Origin of the sequence: Pseudomonas sp. KnCO4 (genome assembly GCF_045344305.1) — a bacterium.
GTDB lineage: Bacteria > Pseudomonadota > Gammaproteobacteria > Pseudomonadales > Pseudomonadaceae > Aquipseudomonas > Aquipseudomonas anuradhapurensis.
The window spans coordinates 4,191,720-4,208,679 of the sequence record NZ_CP174199.1; the positions used below are offsets into that span (position 1 = coordinate 4,191,720).

Genomic DNA, 16,960 nt, shown 5'->3' on the forward strand with positions numbered 1-16,960 from the left:
GATGTCGATCTGTCCCTCCAGTCTTGGAGGGACACTATTAACTCAGCCCACCTAATCGGCTGTCGGAGCAGTGCTCCAGCCAGCCGATTAACCTTCAAGGTGCGACGGGGTCATGGAGATTCGTAGCGAGCTTGGTATCCGAGTCCGTCTTAACATCGCGCCTTAATTTAGCCTCAACGTAGGCTTGCCAGCGGCGATTCAACCCATCTCTGCTTAGCTTATATACATAGGGAAGTGTACTGGGAGCCCGTTCGATTGCCGCATTATAGTCAGTCATCAAGAGCAGGACATCCGACTCTTCAAAGCTGCGAGCCGCTGCTGCCTCAACGCGTTTGAAAATTTCGTCAATCGTTTTCGCTGAGCTTCTATATGCAAGCACCAAACCGAGCGCGTCGGATGAAACCACAAACACCATGATGGCTATGATGCCCCTAGACAGGGACACTAAACTGTCAGAAGCTAGCGAGGCAACTGCCGCACCGCTAACGACAAGCACTAGTGCAACTAGAAACAGCAGCGCGCAGATCATCACCCTAGAACTGACTGTCTGTAGATCTCGCGTCCAGTAGGAGGACTCTTCAATCATTTCAGCCAATCGCTTATAACCCGGCGCTTCTCGAGTCGCAAAGTGGTCTTCTTCGCGCCTGGACTCACCAACAGGTGCCGGCACCTTAAAACCTTCATTAATTCTAAGCTGCTGTCCTGCCGAAAGTTCTAATTTCAGCCCGCTCATTAAAAGCACCGCTCGACGCGCTTGATCCCCCGCGGCCCGATGCGAAAGCTGCCCTTGACTCAAGTACACCCATATCAGCATTAGGGCAAACCCTAAGCCCGCCAGCCCAAACAAATAACTATTATTATTGAGATACACAGAAGCTGCTGCAATCACCGCAATCAGAAACTGAACAGCCATCATGGCAATTTGTAGCTTCTCCGACTTGTTAGACTCGGCTCGCTGACGCGTCAGCAGACCATTAATACTAAACTCACCCCCCACTTTCTTCAACCTGCTTTCAATAAAGTCTTTCTTGCCTGCCGCATACGCTTGAACATCATCATGATGGATACCTGCCAAGTGCTTCTTCAAATCTGCATAATCTTGGGCAAGCTCCACATCAGAAATAAGTTCGTGTTTGAACACCAACATATCCCGACCCCATCGACTGTGTGGCTTGCACACATGCACATGGAATGAGCCCGTACCATCAAAAGTATATTTAGTCAAAAATAATCGCGGCGTATTGTCACATCGCTCACTCAGGCGGTACCCAATCGATTGCAATTGCGCGATTAGATTATCAACTTCACCCCAACTGCCCACAGATATCAAAATATCAACGATAGGCTTGGCAGAAAGATCAAGTACGGATGTGGAGCCTACATGATCAACGTACACGGTTGTAGCAGTGACTACCGAGCGTATTAAACTGTACTCTTTCGAGTACTGAAGCTTCCAAGAGGCGCTATGCTCAGCGATGCTTACTGTGTTCATCATTTCAATCTCTAACCTCACCTGACGTCGACCTTAAGGATTGACGCCCTGTACATCTTTAAGCGCCCTTAACACCTGAGGTTTAGGCATCCGCTTATGCACGTACAAATTCATGTGATGCAGCAATTTCCTATACTCTTTAATCCATGAGGAACAGAGCACAGGCTCAACCCAATTTCGACATAGCCGAGGCTTTCTTCGCAATGCCGTTGAGCCCAGCTTCTTCTTCCCCCGCATTAATAATATCTTTTAAAAGCCCAATCATATCGGACGGAGTTTTGTTCAAGCGAAGGCCCACATAGGTCCCATCAAATGAAGATACAGACACAGAACAAGCCTTTTTCTCTCCAAGCAGTTTGGATTGACCACTGCCCAGTAGAAACCAACCGAAATTACTACCTATTTCACTTAGCACGAAAAGCCCAAAGCCAGAATTATCATAGATATTTTCTTCCTGACTTAGGTTCGCTGTACGACTCACTCCCGGTCGAATTGCCTGCTTTAGCGCTTCTTGATCATCAGCAATTTCGTAGGCCGCACGCAACGAACGACTTATACCAATACCTTCGTCCACGACTACGAGTTCAGCTGCCCCATTGGACCAGCGCTGACCACAAACGAAACATTCGGAGGCGCCAGAGTGTTCAAATACATTGCGTATGATTTCACGAATGGCGTAGGTGTAGAGGCGTAGTTCGTTACTTTCATCGTGCGAACCAGCCAAAACGCCTGCCAGCTTTCTAGATACTGTCTGAATCGAATCGTACCAGACCTCCAACTCACCAGCTTCTGCTGCATCGGCGGGTTTCTCGATCGCGATGATGGGCAGGTAGGTCTGCGAGCCTTTTGCCTCTCCCACCTTTTTACCCTGTTGGACACCAATAAAATCGAAGAAGCCCAAATGCATCAAGTAGGTTTGAGCCAAATTCGCATCGGTAAGCTCAGAGCGCCAAACTTCTAAACCTAGCGATTTTCGGTAGTCCACCCAATTTCGCAAAACCACACCGACAACGAGCATTGAGGTTGGTGTGGAAAATTCGAGGCTGCCAAAATTGATGGTTACCCGCTCTGGGTGATCCTTAGCTTCGGCCAACTGAGCAAAAAAATCACCTAGGCAATCCTTGTCCAATTGTTTGGGAAAATCGATCTTCATGGTATCCCTTCCTTATTATCCTGCGGCAGGCTCAAATCTCTAAGATCATAGGTTTCACGGTTGCCAACCGACGCATCGACCAGGCTGATCCGAGCGAAGGCAATTAGAGCAGTAGCAACGCTCCGCCATGCACGGTTTCCGCCAGCCACGACAAGAACGCTGACCGGCCTGCGCACGAGATTAATCATCTGGTTGGCTAGACGGCTAAAACACCTGCTGTTCTTCGTAGCCAAGACACCCGGTGGGCGCACTGTGTCCCAAGTGAAAGCAGATACTTGCACAGAAAGGTGGCTGTGTGCCACCACCACTGACTTCTAGGTGATTTGAGTTGTCTATCGCGGTCTCAAATACCTCTACGCCTGAGTACACTGTCCTCAGAGCCAGGCAAGTAGAGAGCAACGGAGTACTGTGCATGCTCCAATGCAATCTTGCTCCCTCAGCGAACCCATTCGCCGAACGGCGCATCACTTTCGATGTAACGCGCAGCCGATTGCACATCGCGCCATCCGACATAGTCCATCAGCGCTTTGTTGCTCCATTGATTTTTGCTTGCCCAGGTGGCGAAGCCGCGTCGCAGAGAGTGTGCCGAAAAGCCTTCCGGGTCGACGCCGCTGCGCAGAAAAATCTGACGTAATAGACGAGAGAGGCTATTTGCGTGGAGCGTTTGCGTTCCTACGTGCCCCCAGCGATCAATAGCGCGAAACAGCGCGCCCTCGGTGAGCCCACTCTCTTTCAACCAGACCTCATAAGCCGCGACCGGGCACAAACGCTTGAGTGCCGGCACCTTGAGCACACGGCCGCGGTTGCTGCGGTCGGATTTACTACTCGGCAGGAACAGCTCCAGCCCCTGCGCTTGGCGCAACTGGATGTGCTCGATGCGCAACCGACTCAACTCATCGCTGCGAAACGCCCGCCAGAATCCCAGCAGGATCAGCGCCTGATCACGGGCTGCGCGCAGTCTCACCACCGGCAGCGGATCGGCAAGCTCCTCAGCTAATTGGGCGACGCAGGTTTCCAACTCCTCAAGCGCCAGGGCCTCGGCCTGCTTCACCGGTTGTGGATGCAACGCCTGAATCCCCTTCAGCGTATCGCGCACCCGATAGGATTTGGTGGGATCGGTAAAGCCCAATTGCTGGTGCCAGCGCGCCAAGGCGGCCAGATTCACCCGCAGGGTTCGACTCGTCAGTTGGTCGCCGTAATGCGTGAGGTAGCGCACGACACTTTCGCTGGAAGCCGGCAGCAACCCACCCCACTCCGTCTCGAAGTGCGCGATGGCCTGGGCGTAGCGTCGCTCGGTACTGGCGCGACGCGCGGCCTGGAGATAACGCTCGGGCGAAGTGTCCACCACCGCCTCCGTCTGTACCCCCGCAAGCGGCAAATAACCGCTAAAAGCGCCATCACGTTCGAGAAACTTGGCTTCTCAAACGTCAGTCTGTCCGATTATTGGTACCGGATCAGGCGCCTGTACACGTGTACTTCCATACTGATTGAACAGTACGAAAAAGTGGGAGCAGAACCATGGCCCGCGCCGGTATCAACAAAGCCCTCGTGCAGCGAGCACGTGATGCCCTCCTCGCCCGTGGTCTGTCACCCAGTATCGAGGCCGTACGTGCAGAGCTCGGCCACACGGGCTCGAAGACCACCATCCTTCGCTACCTGCGCGAGCTGGACGTAGCAGAACCCCATCCGCCACAGGTGAATCTGTCGGAAGAATTGCAGGCGCTGCTGCAGAGTCTAGCTGAGCGTTTGGCCAACGAAGCGCAGGCCACCGTCGCCGTTGACCGCGCCCGCCTAGAGCGGCAGCAAGCGGCCTATCAGCAGCAGCGGGCGGTGGAGGCGGCGCGGTTCGAGCAGTTGCAAGCGGCACACACCGCTGAGATGGAGACCCATCGGCAGCTGCGTCTGCGTGAAGTGCAACTGACGGGTCAACTGCAACTGGCCGAAGGCGAGCGACGGCGTCTCGAAGAAGCTTGCCGGCAGCAGTTTCAGCTGCTCGAGGAGCGGGCGACGACGATCCAATCGCTCGAGGGCAAACATCAACAGGCGCGTGAATCGCTGGAGCACTTTCGCCAACAGCATCAGTTGCAACGCCAGGAAGAACTGCAGCGGCATGATCAGCAGTTCAGTCAGCTGCAAACCGAGGTGCGGGGGCTGCGTGAACAACTCGCTGCCCGTCAGGAAGAGTTGATGCAGCTCTACCGGGACTTGGAACGCGCGAACAGTACGCAGGGCTACCAGCAGCAACAGCTCCGTCAGTTCGAGCGTGAGTTGAACGTCGCGCAGCAGCACTTGGCGGCCGAGAAGCTGCTCATGACCCAGGCGCATCAGCAGGAAGAAATAATGGCGAGCGAGATCACCTTGCTACGCGAGAAGTCCAGGTCTTACCTCTTGGCCCACCGACATGACCAGCGCCTCCTGCGTGTGCAGGCGCAACAACTGGCACGCCTGCAAGGCTTGCTTGAGCCGGGATCATCCGACAGCCCAATTCAATGACGAATTGAGCCTGGCACGGATTCGTCCCACCTAACGCGAGCGTCGGTGTGTGCGTCAGCGCATGCATGATATGAAAGTTAAGAAAAAATGCAGAAAAACTCCCGAAATTAAGATTTTCATGGGCCGCTTAAGAAAAATCTGACGACCGAATCTGTCTGAACAAAAAATTTCCGGATAGCCTCATATCACTCAAGCACTAGGCTAGCCTGCCGCAGCGACCTGGCGGCCCCTACTCACGACGCAGGGTCCTGCCCGCGCAAGCCAGATGGTTGGGCTCGTGGATCACATCGTTAAATTGAGTGGTAGGCGACCACTGATCACCGGACGGATATCCATGTCTATGCTCCCCACCCTTTCCCGTGAAGCGGCGATGCTAGAAAATGGCAAAGCACGGCTCCTAATAAGCGGTGATTTCGTGACTGCCGAAGCGTTCGCAGTGCTGGCTCAGTTGAGCACGGAGCAAAGCACTCTTGAACTCATGGCGTGGAAACGGGCGGGAAAGATTTTCTCGCTGGCTCATGAAGACAAGGAATACTTCCCCCTGTATGCCTTTGACCGCGCGCTTGGCTACTGCCCTTTTTCGCCATTGGCAGCCATCATCACAACGTTCGGCTCCAGCAAGCCTGAATGGGCTATGGCGTTCTGGTTCGGCTCATCCAACAGCTACTTGGGAGGCCAGATGCCGAAGGACGTAATGGTGGACGACCCGGCGCGGGTACTGGATGCAGCCCAGAGCGAGGCATACGGGGCGCGGCATGGGTGATGGACTACATCAACGTTTGGCCTTGACGTTGCCAAGCCATAGACATACCAGCCCATGAAACGTTTATCAGCGTTAGCGAAGTAGCTGACATTACAGGGTCAGCATCGGACCTCGCCATGTCGATACTCAGAACATCTTCGTAAAAGATCAGGCTGGGCCGGCTGCTCGCTAACCACAATGATGGTGTGAATTTAGGGCACATAAGCCCGAGCGGCCATTTTTCGCAGAAGGACTCAACCTGCCATACGCCCTACAGGCTCAATATCCCGGCCTTTAGAAAGGGCAATATCGATAAAGCGACCTTGGCTGCTGCGCTTTGCCAGTACCTGGCGTGCTTCTGCTTGAAAGCGAGCGGCCATCAGAGGCTTGGGTTCGTGTTTGGCCTGCTTCATAAACGCCCCTGTGTTATGACATTTGGGTAGATAGTACTTCTGCTCGATGGCCATGACAAAACGCTTCGTCGCATCGTACTCGACGGGGTCAGCATCGGAGCAGGCCGCACCTGCTACCTAGAGTATAAGTGGCGTATCAATAGACACCGTAATCGAGCCGTACCAGGAAATCCGCAGCCTCCAAGTACCCCTGATCGGTTTCCAATAGCATGCACGGCTGACGCCGGCTAAGCCCTATCGCCGGCTTGATGAACCAAACTTCAGCCAGTTCACGCTTGCCGAACACCTGCTCAGCCGTCGTCAAAATCTGTTCGCGACGTCTCATAAGGCAGCGATGCTTCAGGCTCCAACACTTGTCAGGAAATGGCGAGCTGAGTGCGATAACTCTAAACTTAGTCATGTTACACAACCCTCCTTCCCTAAGCCCGAAATGATTAGAAAAATACCGATGATGAGCACTGCCAGGTGCTACCGCTTCGACTTGGGACGCACTGGGATTGACGAAGATGGATGCTGAGTGGATCCAACATGCCCACACGGCCCTCCGTCCTTGAGCGCATTGGGGTAGGCTGACCTGCAGTGATGATGGCTCACAGGAGCGATCCTGTAACGGTACTCGTGAGGAGAGAATCGTCCCGAGCCAAATAGTAACTGAGCGCTGAACGATTCCACGAACGCCATAGCCTCTTTTTGCACGTAGCGTTCGTAACGGGCGCGATAGGCCAGAGGTACTGAAGCGCGATTCCTCAAGCAAAGGCTCACCAGTTCAGATAAGAGATAGCCCCGGACGTCGTAACGTACATCCGCTGCGGTGAGCACAGTCGTATAGCAAAAGTGGTAAACCAGCGTTCCTTCACGGCAGCTCTGGGGCGTAGTTTGATCGCTAATCTCTAAATTCCTATAGCGCCCCTGGATAGCTGACGCACTAACGACACAAGCGGGGGACGGAATACGCTGGATTCAGTCCTGATGAAAGGGAAGAAAATTCCAAAAAATCTCAAAATAAAAGACTTTCTTAGCCCGACTGACATGAGGCTTCCCGATTGTAACCGCTAGAGCCGCAAAATCATCGAGTACTCAATGCCCTACCTGTCCACACAGCCCATCAGATCAATAACCCACCACAGGGGCGCTAGTTATCTCGGACGCGCCTGCGCGGCGGGGTGAGATTTATCACCGAGGCGAAGTGTGCACCTTCTAGGGGATCGCAAGGCCGGGCGGCCGCGAATCGGCTAGCAAATGACGCGCATACAAGCGTGCAAGAACACCTTAAAAAAATGTGCAGAAAGCCGTAGCAAACTGCTCGTGAAAAAGTCACGGAAGGCCCGGAATTGTTGAGGTTGGGCGACGCAGAGTTTATGCAAAAAAATGTGCATTCTCGCGCGGCCGCGAACCGGGTTTATTCACAGTGTCGGATGAGGCCAATAGGTCTGTGGGTGATGAGGTCACTTTGCCTGTGCTCCGCCGATGCAAAGGTACTGAGCGACTGAGACGCCTAATCTTGATGGCTAAGCCCTCTAAAATATGAGCGAAAGAAGCCTCACCGCGAGGTGGGCAGGCGCACAGCGCTTACCTGTAATTTTGCAGGAAGTTACGTGCATCCTCGCCAACGCAACTTTGGCCGAAGTCATAAACCACCGAGGTTTCGCAATGCGTGGCAAATGGATCTGCGACAGTTTCGAAACACTGACTCAGACCCCAGTGCCGGCGCAGGATCGACAAGGGCACCCCGACAGCGGGCTTGCTGGCCCACGTCATGATTGCGAAGCTTGCTGACCATCTGCCGTTGTAGCGCCAGGAAGCCAAGTTTGGCCACGCCGGCCTGGCTGTCCCGCGCTCGACGCTTGCTCAATGGGAGAGCGCCTGTGGTGTGCAGTTGCAGCCGCTGGTCAATGCGGTGCGCGAAGTGGACTGCAGTTGGCACTCAAGCCTCAACAGTAACCACAGCGATGAATCAAAAATAGCTCGAAGGCTCGGAAATTGCTGATACAGCGTGGCTCTAGCCGCCTCAAAGGCAACAGCTCCGTTGAACCGGCGGCGCCAGACTCGCAAGAGTACCGGCGAAGCTGCGGCATGGATTCGATGCGGAGTCTCTTGAAATGGCAGCCAGTCCACAGATTCTCGACTTGCGACAAGGTACACGTTTTAAGGAAGCGCTCAGAGTGATCCCATCACGCAAGGCGACTCTGGCATACCTTCACAATACGACACGGCAGATTCCCGCTCTGCTGATATAGAGTGTATGGAACATACCCATTGACTGCTGCGGACTCCTGAATGACAACTGTCCACATTCCATGAAATGTGGACAGTAAATTTACGAGAATTCACGATAGTCAAGGTATCCGTCCGGCCAATACACCTTCCTGACGCCTCCGCCGAAGGTGTGTTGACCGGACGGGTACCCCTCATTCAGGAACGATAAGGATCGTACTCGCCATCTTGGCCAATGTGCGCCTGACGCGCATGTTCAGGTCATCCGGCCTATCGACGGAAACTCCGCCGGCAGACGATCGTAGGGCCGACACGGTGCTGATGTAAGAGCGCTCACCCAGGTACCAAAGCCAAACGAGACAGTCGTCGGTCCATCCAGGTGCCCAACCCTGGCAGATAAGGCATTCCCCTAAACGGATCTGCCCCTGAAAGACAAATTCAAAAGACTCTGCACTGGCGGGCCAGTAGTCGATGTCTCCCAACAACCCTTTTTCCACTAAGAAATTGATCGCGTTCCAAAGCGGAACCGCCAACTTCCTGTCCGGCGGTCGCAGACACATCAAGGCGCAAAAAGCTGCGAAGTTCTTTCGCAACCAGCATTTCTGGGTATGCCACTCACGAGCGGGGCACCTCAGAATCGCAAGCAGGGGAGCAAGCAAGAGCCAGTTCGGAGAGGTGCAGAGCTGAGGCAACGACCTCGATTGAAATACCTCCAGAGCCTTGCCATCCAAGCGCGTGCCGCTTGCCATCTCTTCAATGGCCTGCTGCTGGCACTCATGCCTCAACAGTAACCACAGCGATGAATTAAAAATAGCTCGAAGGCTCGGAAATTGCTGATACAGCGTGGCTCTAGCCGCCTCACAGGCAACAGCTCCATTGAACCGGCGGCGCCAGACCCGCAAGAGTTCCGGCGAAGCTGCACCACCAGGAAGCCCTGTGATATCGAGTGCGGCTTCATGGGCAGCCACTGCCCGGGAATCGCTCGCGCACCCATATACCTTGGCGACGCAAATTGAGAACGCAATAGCACGCGCTCGCCGGATCTCCGGTGGAACCAAAGCAGTGAGTCTCATAAAAAGCCACTCCTACGTACAACCCGATGCTAATGAGGCCACGAAGTGTGTGGCGACCTAGTGATGTAGTAGCACTACAAAGAATGTAGTTCGACTACACCGGTTCGCCATGAAGTCCGATATCTAAAGGTTCGCCCAGAACCCTATAACAAAAGCGAAAGTTTCTGCATTTGTTAACCAGTTGATTTTTAAGACAAAAGCTATTCCATGATCGATAGATTTTGAGGTTTCGATGGTCTGGAGTTCTGGATGATCATCGGCGACGATGAATGCGAGGACGGTTCGCTCAGTTTTCACTGGAGCCCGAGTGTCCATCGCGACTTGAAGCGAGGGATTGTGGCAACCCTTAATGCGATTGGGGCTGTTTGATCAGTGTTACGGCGCGCCGCGGCTCCTACCCGTCGTTCTGCCGAACTTCTTGAGCCAGCGCTTCCAGGAGACATGCAAATGAACAAACCGGGTGTAAAAACTGCCTGTGGGCGCTTTCGAACCGCGCACCCGACTCTACTCACTGCATGTCAACTGGGCACTCGTATCCCAACCGCAGCCTGCGATATCGATCTCGAGCAGTACCGGGCCCTGGCGCTATGCGGGATCTCCATCCGCTACATGCTAAGCGCTGCGACAACGCATGAATTGATCGCGAAGCTCGGTACATGCAGGTTCAGATCTTAGCGAGCACGCCATGATGAATGGGAAGGGGAACACAGCGTTACGTAACGCTTGCTGGAAAAGTTGGTATCTCGGTGAGCGTTCAAGGTTGGCCGCGTTTCAAGTCGCGATAATAATTCCTGCCCAAATATTGGCAGCTCAGCGCTCTCCATGGACTAACGGCATTACTTGTCACGACTCGGCTAGAACACTTGCACACACAAAAAGCATGAAGCAATCGATTCGCTCAGGAGCTAACTCTAGACGAAATTAAAATGTTGACGGAGTTGGCAGCATGAGTCCCTTTACGGTAGTCAACATCGAGATCAAGACGGCATCAATCAGCACCAATCCAAGAACTCACTAGAGGAACCCTCGATATGAACCCTATACACCAGACGGTCTCCGACGCAGTGTGCTTGATAGCGAAAAAACCATTAACTACTGGAAGGCGAAATCTGAGAGTAACGCATTTTCCCTCAAAAAAAAACAGCATGATGATTGCTTGTGATTCTCTGCTGAATGCTAAGTTTTGTGTCCATTTTGAGTATGAAAAAGACATTGTCAATTATGTTTCTCGCCCCTGGGCCATTCGCTTCCTTAAGCATAACCTTACGGTGCACCCGGATTTTCGCGCGACATGGGCAGATGGGAAAGAGGTGTACTATCAAGTCTGTCAAGACATATCGACTCTGGCACCCTATACCCTTTCACAGTTCACATCGGCTAAGAATGCATTCCTAGAAGAAGGTTTGGCACTTGAACTCATTAATGTTACAGGTGTGCAGCATACCATATGCACCGAGACCCTTCGAACGCTGTACTTTCATTCACAAGGCGGACTGCCTAAAGAATCACTAGGCATCAACGAAACTCTTAAACTCCATTTTGACGGCCGCGCTAAATTTCGAGATTTGATCGGCGTAGGCATCCCCACAAAACACATTGCTTATGGTGTCTTCCATCAAGCACTGCACGCCAACCTAACGTGCCCGGTGAATCTGGACATGATCGTCGAAGCACGTTCTTGATCGCAAAAATTGTACTGCCACATGGAGAACTACTCAGATGGTTTATCGGTTGGAGATAGACCATTGATGATTCACTTTAAACCATGCTTAGGCGCTATCTTCACATCCACCACTTATAATTTGCGGGAAGCGATAACTACCTGCGCCAATAACTTACACAAACAAACCAACAGGAGTTAGCGGTATGCTGAAAAAAGAATCATTATATCTCAAGGTAGGTGAACGCTACACATTGAAAGGTCAAAACTATCAAGTCGAAGTTATCGACGGCGATGTAGTACAGTTGCGAGGGGTGGACGGCCCTTGCTCTGTAACCTTCCAGACATTAGCAGCGCTGCAACGAGCGCACGATCGAGGATATCTGAGAAAAATCCAGGAAGCACCCATTACCATGTCTCCAGAAAAGATTGTCGCAGGACTAAGCAAGAGTCAAGCGGAGAAATTCAAAATCCGTAACGCTTACATGCAGACGATTACGCAATTATATAACGGCATTTGCTCTCGAACATGCTTCAAAGAACTCCAGTCAGATGTGAAAAAATGGATCGGCGAGCACGTACCCCCAGCCTACAGTACTGTTTCGGAATGGCGGCGACGTTTCCTGAAAGCTGGGGCAAATCCGGTTGCATTGCTCCCCAATACATACAGACTTCATCGCAGCCACTTATCCAACCAACCGGAGGGCGTACAAAATATAATCATTGAGACCTTAAAGAAGGTATATTGGGTCAGTACACCTTTTTCAAAAAAAGAAACCACCATAGCAATTCAGCTTGCCGTAAAGGATGAGAATAAATATCTCTCAGCGCGTAGACAATACAAAGTCCCCTCAACCAGTACGCTCTGGAGGATTATCAGCGAGCAGGATCACTACCGGACGCTACTTAAACAAAAGGGAGCGCGCATCGCGGCAAAAGTGCATCACGCGGGCGGTAGCCTTCCTGAGCCTTCGAGGCTGTTCGAACTGGTAGAGGCTGACTCACAGGTGGTTCACATATTCGTATTTAACGAGCGGCTAGGGATCTCAGCAAAACCGTGGATTACATTATTTCTCGAAATCAAAACCCGGTATGTGATCGCCTGGCACATGTCATTCGATCCACCGTCTGAGGACACAACCCTACTAACTTTGAAGAAAGCCATCAGTTCAGATAATCCGCACGGTGGCGCGGCTGAGCAATTCACCTTTGACAACGGACCTGAAAATATTGGAAGTCACTTGCGACATCAAATAGAAATCTATTTTGGAATAGTTTCTTTTTGTGAGCCTTATTCACCAAACGAAAAATCTCGTGTTGAACGAGTGATTGAAACTTATACTGAAGGGTTGGTACACAAAATGAAGGGAACTACCTTCTCCAACCCAGTAAAGCGTGGTGATTACAACTCAGAGGACAGCACCCACTATACCCTAGATGAGCTTCGACATTACTTCTCAGAATACCTAGAAAATTATCATAATTCATTCCACAGCACGCTGGAGATGTCTCCAAATGAAGCATGGGCAAAATGCGCAGAATTGGAACTAGAGCCACGGAGGTTCTGTGAAGACGACCTACGCCGACTTTTCTGGCGCAAGGTGGTTGTGACGCCACACAATGGCCGGGTGAGGGCCCATAATCTAATGTGGCACGGCCCTGCTGTTGCAGAGCTAGCAAATCGGTATCCGGCGACAAAAACCTTGGATCTTTATTTTGACCCTTGTGATGTCGGACAAGCATGCGTTTGTCACCCTAAATATCCGCAGGATAAAAAAACCGTCGACCCTTTGAAACCGGCTTATCAAAATGGTTTAACACTTTCATTTCATCGGTCGATTCATACCAGAAAGCTGGAGCTGCGCAAACAGGAGAAATACATATCGGCTGATGAAGCCATGATACAGCTACTCCTTGAGATAGCCTCTGAAAATAGTACGTCCGCTAAAAAAGCAACCGAAAAGCCCGCTGTTGTTAAACCGGGAACACTCAATTCTGAAAAACTCTCAACAACTGATGCGTTAACTGAACAGGTGTATGAAAAATCCCACGATACACGTGAAGACACCCCTGAAGATTTCGCCGTGAGGAAAAAGAAATGAGTGACTCGATCCTAGATCTTCACCCGTTACTGAGAGAACTCAGTCAAACCACAATCTATTTTCCCGAGTTTGCCGTTGCATTTTCGAAGCTCTGTAATGCAATCGAGCTTTGTAATTTGAACAAATCCCCAATGTCCGCAATTATTTGCGGTCACTCAGGCGTTGGGAAGACAACTCTGCTTTTTGAAGCCTTAAGCAAATACTCCAAAGAGTTCCTAGAGGAGAAATCCGATGGAATTTACATTCGTGACAAAGCTATATATTTCGAGATGCCTCAGCCTGTCTCGATTAGGCAGCTGATTGATGACATGCTCATCAGAATGGGAGTTAGCGATGCACGAGGCTCGGTAGCCCACCTCACATCAATGCTGATTACCCAATTGCAAACTAAAGGGACTAGGGTAATTTTTCTCGACGAAATCCAGCGACTTTATCTATCAAACGCAGACAAGGTCAGAATCCCTATTCTCAACTGGTTAAACAATTTCATGAATAATCTGGGCATCCCGGTTATATTGGCAGGTACACAACAGTGCCGCAACATTACTGACTACGATGAGCCTTTCGCCAGCCGCTATCCCTGGATGATTGTATTGAATCCCCTGGAGTATGAGCGCAGGCCTGATTCCCAGTATCATCGAATCTTGGAAAAATTTGACCAGACAATGCATGAGCTTCGGCCAATGGCCAGTGAAGTGCATCTAAATGATGTCGACATAGCTGCCCCACTCTTCATAGCATCCTCAGGAAATCTAAAACAGATCAGCATGATTCTAACCATGGCATTTTACCGTTGCCTAGGTAGATCCAACAGTTTCGGCTTGACACGCGCGGACCTGAAATATGCTTGTGACCAGTTCATTTTAAGTCACAATCTCACCACTCACAATCCGTTTCTACTAGATCTGAGCTCATGTAGTAAAATCATTGTAGATACCGAAGAAAAAAGAAAAAAGCTCAGGATTCCTGAATGAACAGACTTTCTTTCATTCCTCTCCCTTTCCCAGAAGAAAGCCCCACAAGCTTGCTGAGGCGCTTTGCGCTGCGGCATGGTTTCGAGTTGGCGGCCGATCTGAGTAATTTTACACATATTAATAACATAGAAAAATCCATCATTAGTTGCGAAGGCCCCCTAGCGCTGTGGATCGCAGAACGAGCTGTAAGTTTTCGCGAGCAGTTTCTAGAAGCGTTCTATAGGCCAGTGGGACGCTTTACTGGACATATGCCATTCAAAGTCCTGGGCACGCTCACCCCCAACACTATGATTAGGTTTGGCGGCATCGCGTTCTGCTCTGCCTGTCGCGCAGAAGGCTATGATCGCTTTGTAAAAGATCTTCGCCCTGCTCTTTTCTGCCCCTACCATCATCGACGCTATTTATTTCAGTGTCCCAATTGCAGCAAAAAACTCAGATGGTTTGACCCAATGTTTGACAAATGCACTTGCGGACACATCCTCGAGTGTAGTGAGTGCTCTGCACAAGACTGTGCTCCCGAGCAAAAACTTCGAACCTTAATTCTTGAAAAACAAGATAGCACTCTCGAAGCACTGAGGCGAACGCTTACCATCCTGCGTTACAATACAAGCCCGACGCCTGACAACTTTCAAAACCGAGAGATTTTCAAGGCCGCCCTAGCCATCGCCATGGGTGACAGTGACGGCATCCATAATTATCTCCTAAGCCTTCAGGCACAATATCCTGAAATGCCTAGTGCAGCAATCGGCGCAAAACTTGCAGAAGTAAAAACCCCAGAAGTTTGTAAAATCCTCCAGGAGTACTCTGACTGGAAACTTCCAGCCCCTGTAGATAGCGCGGATGAACTCGTCGTTAGCTCAAATTTCTTTTTACACAAATCTCAGATTCGTGCAGTTACTGGCATTCAGTATAACATTATGCAAAATATAGCGGCCGAACACTGCCCAGCTTGGATCGATTTCCCTACGCCGAAGAAGGTCCCCCCAAAAATATTTCTTGTTTTACTACAGAAGTGCCGAGAATGGAAAGCCACCTCGAGCAATAGCTCTACGCCTCTGGATCAATTATTAACGATTGAAGAGGCTAGCCGCTTAATAATGGCGGAACCTAACTTCATAAGGAGATTGATTGAGAATGGTTACTTGGGACCACTGAGAACCCCATACCAGAGGCTTGAGATAAACAAGAATGAAGTTTCACTTTTTCTTCAGTCTTTTGAGTCTATAAATTCTATAGCCATTCGCCTCGGCCTGCCCAGACAGAAAGTCAAAAGAGAACTTGACAAATACAACTTAAAGCCGGTGCTACTGCATCGCTCTATCAAGCCAACAATCTATCGAAGGCAGGATGTTGATGACCTGATAATCCTCCGACAGAATTCAAATAAAAATTACGCCTCCAGAGACTTCGAATCAAAGAATATCCTTCCCGAGGAGCTTTCTTCATATTGTACATTTGAAGAAGCCGCAAAAATCTTGAAAATTAGCCGACTAATCATCACAGACTATGCGCATGCCGGGCTATTTCAGACTTACAACCACCCGGACGCCACATTATATCCAAATGTCCATCATCCTTCGAAGTCGGCCTATCGAATGGCAAAGAAAGATGTAGAATCCTTCCATCACAAGTATGTTTTACCTGTTGAGCTTGGAAAGTTAATTGAAGTAAGCCCATCTATCGCAACACGCACGCTCATTAGGTTTGGGCATATTCCAGTACTTCACGACTCTGACAGCATCTACTCATGCGAGCATAGAACCCCCCTTTTTCTTCGCTCAGATATTGACGCATTATTAATAAAGCGAGATTTAAAGCTTGCAGACTCTATGACTATCAAACATGCCTCCAACGTGTTAAATCTTTCTAAGAAAACGGTGATTTTTTTTATTTCTGATGGCACTCTAGCTCTCGATTCAGACTCCAATAACGTGCCATGGGCTAGCAGGTCAAAGGTCGACATTTTTTTTGAATCGTATGCTAACCTGGCTCAAGCTGCCAAATTGTGCAACATGCCTATACTGGGTGTTCAACGATTTCTCGCAAAATTTGAAGTCAGACCTTTATGTGGCCCTCGTATAAATGGCTGCCCAGATTATATTTATCGCATTGATGATATTTTGCATTCCGCGGGCAAGGTACCTACCCTTCGCCACTCTCCCTCAAACTCATCTAATCAGCCATTAGAAGACCTTCAACCAGTAACAACAATACTTAGCCGCTTCAACATCTCAAAGAAGAGCCTTACAGTCTCTTTTATTAATACAGGCCTAGTGAAAACCATATTGATTGGCAAGAAGCTTCTTCTAACCAATAAAGACTTCAACCTGATTTCGGACATCCTCAAGAAAAATTTGACTCTTCCTATGGCTGATCGAGTGTTGAATTCGAAGGGGTACTCTTATGCACTCGCAAGGGATGGGAGCCTTTCTCACCCTACGGATCTTCCGCCTGAGCTAAATAAGTATAGCTTTGTAACATTGAAATCACTTAATAAATTCCTGAGAACTCGCCCCACCCGGCCAAATTAGTCTTAGTACGAAATATCGAGAAACTGAATCTGCGCCCCTAGGAAGCTGAAAGTCTGTTAGGTTCCTGGTCGTCTACGGAAAGAATTCTGTGATGGCATAGCGTTAATAACTCT

At 50.5% G+C, this 16,960-nt stretch carries 12 protein-coding genes and 1 pseudogene; 7 read left to right on the forward strand and 6 right to left on the reverse strand.

The genetic code is table 11. The features are described from left to right. Positions 1-94: 94 nt before the first annotated feature. From ACJA3S_RS19480 to ACJA3S_RS19490, 3 genes are all read right to left on the reverse strand, one after another. Entirely contained in the window at positions 95-1,495 is a 1,401-nt protein-coding gene (locus ACJA3S_RS19480; protein ID WP_406819664.1) for a GrpB family protein, read from the reverse strand. 163 nt (positions 1,496-1,658) lie between these two features. Next, positions 1,659-2,645: a hypothetical protein gene (locus tag ACJA3S_RS19485; RefSeq protein ID WP_406819665.1), complete on the reverse strand. Its 987-nt coding sequence runs from the start codon at positions 2,643-2,645 to the stop codon at positions 1,659-1,661. Positions 2,646-3,081: 436 nt separating this feature from the next. Continuing rightward, entirely contained in the window at positions 3,082-3,990 is a 909-nt protein-coding gene (locus tag ACJA3S_RS19490) for a site-specific integrase (protein WP_406819666.1), read from the reverse strand. 173 nt (positions 3,991-4,163) lie between these two features. Here ACJA3S_RS19490 and ACJA3S_RS19495 point away from each other — a divergent pair, with 173 nt between their 5' ends. Both ACJA3S_RS19495 and ACJA3S_RS19500 read left to right on the forward strand, forming a co-directional pair. Continuing rightward, positions 4,164-5,138: a DNA-binding protein gene (locus ACJA3S_RS19495; protein ID WP_406819667.1), complete on the forward strand. Its 975-nt coding sequence runs from the start codon at positions 4,164-4,166 to the stop codon at positions 5,136-5,138. A 334-nt stretch (positions 5,139-5,472) separates the two neighbouring features. After that, positions 5,473-5,901: a hypothetical protein gene (locus ACJA3S_RS19500; protein ID WP_406819668.1), complete on the forward strand. Its 429-nt coding sequence runs from the start codon at positions 5,473-5,475 to the stop codon at positions 5,899-5,901. A 233-nt stretch (positions 5,902-6,134) separates the two neighbouring features. On the opposite strand, the gene ACJA3S_RS19505 is transcribed toward ACJA3S_RS19500, so the two are convergent. Beyond that, positions 6,135-6,347 carry a hypothetical protein gene (locus ACJA3S_RS19505; protein ID WP_406819669.1) on the reverse strand — a complete coding sequence of 71 codons (213 nt, stop codon included), beginning with the start codon at positions 6,345-6,347 and terminating at the stop codon, positions 6,135-6,137. A gap of 82 nt (positions 6,348-6,429) precedes the next feature. Continuing rightward, positions 6,430-6,693 (reverse strand): antitoxin Xre/MbcA/ParS toxin-binding domain-containing protein, encoded by a 264-nt coding sequence (locus ACJA3S_RS19510; RefSeq protein WP_406819670.1) that lies wholly within the window; start codon positions 6,691-6,693, stop codon positions 6,430-6,432. Positions 6,694-7,943: 1,250 nt separating this feature from the next. Here ACJA3S_RS19510 and ACJA3S_RS19515 point away from each other — a divergent pair. Continuing rightward, a pseudogene (locus ACJA3S_RS19515) lies at positions 7,944-8,199 on the forward strand (transposase); the annotation flags it as partial. Positions 8,200-8,701: 502 nt separating this feature from the next. On the opposite strand, the gene ACJA3S_RS19520 reads toward ACJA3S_RS19515, so the two are convergent. Further along, positions 8,702-9,475, reverse strand: a complete 774-nt coding sequence (locus ACJA3S_RS19520; protein ID WP_406819671.1) for a hypothetical protein — start codon at positions 9,473-9,475, stop codon at positions 8,702-8,704. A gap of 1,136 nt (positions 9,476-10,611) precedes the next feature. Between ACJA3S_RS19520 and ACJA3S_RS19525 the strand changes: the two genes are divergently transcribed. The 4 genes from ACJA3S_RS19525 to ACJA3S_RS19540 all read left to right on the forward strand — a co-directional run bounded on the left by ACJA3S_RS19525 (position 10,612) and on the right by ACJA3S_RS19540 (position 16,847). Further along, positions 10,612-11,262 carry a hypothetical protein gene (locus ACJA3S_RS19525; RefSeq protein ID WP_406819672.1) on the forward strand — a complete coding sequence of 217 codons (651 nt, stop codon included), beginning with the start codon at positions 10,612-10,614 and terminating at the stop codon, positions 11,260-11,262. 184 nt (positions 11,263-11,446) lie between these two features. Continuing rightward, on the forward strand, positions 11,447-13,342 hold the full coding sequence (locus ACJA3S_RS19530; protein ID WP_406819673.1) for a hypothetical protein: 1,896 nt from the start codon (positions 11,447-11,449) through the stop codon (positions 13,340-13,342). Beyond that, entirely contained in the window at positions 13,339-14,316 is a 978-nt protein-coding gene (locus tag ACJA3S_RS19535; protein ID WP_406819674.1) for a TniB family NTP-binding protein, read from the forward strand. Before ACJA3S_RS19530 ends, ACJA3S_RS19535 begins: the two co-directional genes overlap by 4 nt. Further along, complete coding sequence (locus ACJA3S_RS19540) at positions 14,313-16,847, forward strand: hypothetical protein (protein ID WP_406819675.1); 2,535 nt, start codon at positions 14,313-14,315, stop codon at positions 16,845-16,847. Before ACJA3S_RS19535 ends, ACJA3S_RS19540 begins: the two co-directional genes overlap by 4 nt. The last annotated feature ends 113 nt before the right edge of the window (positions 16,848-16,960 follow it).

Coding starts and splice junctions, on each gene's coding strand:
- ACJA3S_RS19535 (WP_406819674.1), top strand. CDS start 13,339: ATGAGTGACTCGATCCTAGATCTTCACCCGTTACTGAGAGAACTCAGT.
- ACJA3S_RS19525 (WP_406819672.1), top strand. CDS start 10,612: ATGAACCCTATACACCAGACGGTCTCCGACGCAGTGTGCTTGATAGCG.
- ACJA3S_RS19530 (WP_406819673.1), top strand. CDS start 11,447: ATGCTGAAAAAAGAATCATTATATCTCAAGGTAGGTGAACGCTACACA.
- ACJA3S_RS19480 (WP_406819664.1), bottom strand. CDS start 1,495: ATGATGAACACAGTAAGCATCGCTGAGCATAGCGCCTCTTGGAAGCTT.
- ACJA3S_RS19540 (WP_406819675.1), top strand. CDS start 14,313: ATGAACAGACTTTCTTTCATTCCTCTCCCTTTCCCAGAAGAAAGCCCC.
- ACJA3S_RS19485 (WP_406819665.1), bottom strand. CDS start 2,645: ATGAAGATCGATTTTCCCAAACAATTGGACAAGGATTGCCTAGGTGAT.
- ACJA3S_RS19500 (WP_406819668.1), top strand. CDS start 5,473: ATGTCTATGCTCCCCACCCTTTCCCGTGAAGCGGCGATGCTAGAAAAT.
- ACJA3S_RS19505 (WP_406819669.1), bottom strand. CDS start 6,347: ATGGCCATCGAGCAGAAGTACTATCTACCCAAATGTCATAACACAGGG.
- ACJA3S_RS19495 (WP_406819667.1), top strand. CDS start 4,164: ATGGCCCGCGCCGGTATCAACAAAGCCCTCGTGCAGCGAGCACGTGAT.
- ACJA3S_RS19510 (WP_406819670.1), bottom strand. CDS start 6,693: ATGACTAAGTTTAGAGTTATCGCACTCAGCTCGCCATTTCCTGACAAG.